General features: G+C 75.3%; 1 protein-coding gene. It reads left to right on the top strand.

Features of this window, described 5'->3' with window-relative positions; genetic code table 11:
• Positions 1-1,174, top strand: a 1,174-nt coding sequence (locus DZF91_RS43255) for a hypothetical protein (protein WP_199486847.1), incomplete at its 5' end; no start/stop codon positions are given.
• Positions 1,175-1,557 lie beyond the last annotated feature (383 nt).

Genomic DNA, 1,557 nt, shown 5'->3' with positions numbered 1-1,557 from the left:
TAGTCGTCGGCGCCCAGGCCGAGCCCCTCGACCCGCGCGGACACCGACGACGCGGCGGTCAGCATCAGGACCCGCACCCGCGCTCGCCGGGCAGGTCGCGACGGCCCGGGACCTGGTCGACCGGCTGGAGGACATGGCGGCCCGCCTCGCCGGCGCGCTGGCCGGGGAGCTCACCGTCGCCGGGGTCGAGGCGCGGATCGCGCAGGTCCGCGCGGACACCGCGGCGGTCGAGGCCGAGGCCCACCGCGCGGTCGAGGCCGCGCGGTCCCAGGCCCGCGAGGCGCTGGCGGTCGCCGACGCGCAGCGGCACCGAGCCGACCGGGCCGAGGATCTCACCGCCGAACTGCGCGAACGGCTCACCGCGACGACCGCCGAACACGACCGGCTCCGCGAGCGGTTCGACCAGCTCACCCGCACCGCCGAGCAGGCCGGCACCGCGCTCGAGGCGACGCGCCGCGACCAGGCGCGGCTGGCCGACCAGGTCTCCGAACTGACCGGGTCGCTCCAGTCGGCGATCGAGGAGATCAGCCGCCTGCGCGGCGACCTCGGCGCGGCCCAGGCCGCCGAGAAGGCCGCCCGCGAGCAGGCCATGCTGATGGCCACCGAGATGCGTCAGCAGCACGCGCGCCTGGAGGAGGCCGCCGCCGGGCGCGCCCGTGCCCTCCAGGACGCCGACGACGCCCGAGCCCAGGCACGCGCGGAGCACATCGCGCGGGTCAAGGTGGAGCAGCAGGCCAGGATCGTCCAGGAGCAGATCGGCGACGCGCTGCAGCAACGGGACCGGGCTCTGGAGTCCACCCGGTCGGCCCACGAGCGCCTCGACCTGACCCGGAAGGCCGCGAGCGAGCAGCAGGCGGAGGCGGCCCGGCAGGCCCGGCTCGTCACCGAGTTGCAGGCCAGGGTGGAGATGCTGGTGGGCGAACGCGACGCCGCCCGCGCCGAGGCCGACCGCGCCCGCCATCGCGTGGACCAGTTCATCACCACCCGGCACCAGGGGCCGGGGCAGACGGGCGCCGGTACGAACCAGGCGGGTCAGGTCGGTCAGACCGGGCCGCTCGGTCCGGTCGCCCCGCTCGATCACCGGGGCACGGGCCGTCCGGCGGATCCCCAGACTTCGCAACCGGGGGGCACGGTGTCGTACCTGCACCGCGTCCCGAGGACCGGGAGCGGCTGAGCGCACGTGGCCGTCCGCCTGCCGCCCCCGTCCTTTCACTCTCGGCGGGCGGACGGCCACGTGCTTTTCCGCTGGGGTCATGGCCCGGCCGGTCGCGAGTCCGGCGGTCGTGGCGCAGCCGGTCGCGGGTCCGTGCGTCGGTTCGTCTCTCGCGGCTCCGCTCTCAGCGTTCGCTTCGCGTTCCGAACACCTGTCCGTCAGTGGCGATTGCCCGTCCGGAGGGTTCCCTCGGGACCCGCCGTACCTCGGAGGATGAGAACCAGCACGATGACCGCACCGATCCCCGGCCCGTCGGTGACTTCCGAGATCAGTCTCGTCGAGGCCGTCTGGCGCTACCGGCTGATGTCGTCCCTCATCGTGGTGGCCTGCGTGCTCGCCTCGGT

Source organism: Actinomadura logoneensis, from assembly GCF_003428695.1.
In the GTDB taxonomy this organism is placed as follows: domain Bacteria; phylum Actinomycetota; class Actinomycetes; order Streptosporangiales; family Streptosporangiaceae; genus Spirillospora; species Spirillospora logoneensis.
This window is presented reverse-complemented; position numbering and strand designations above follow the sequence as displayed.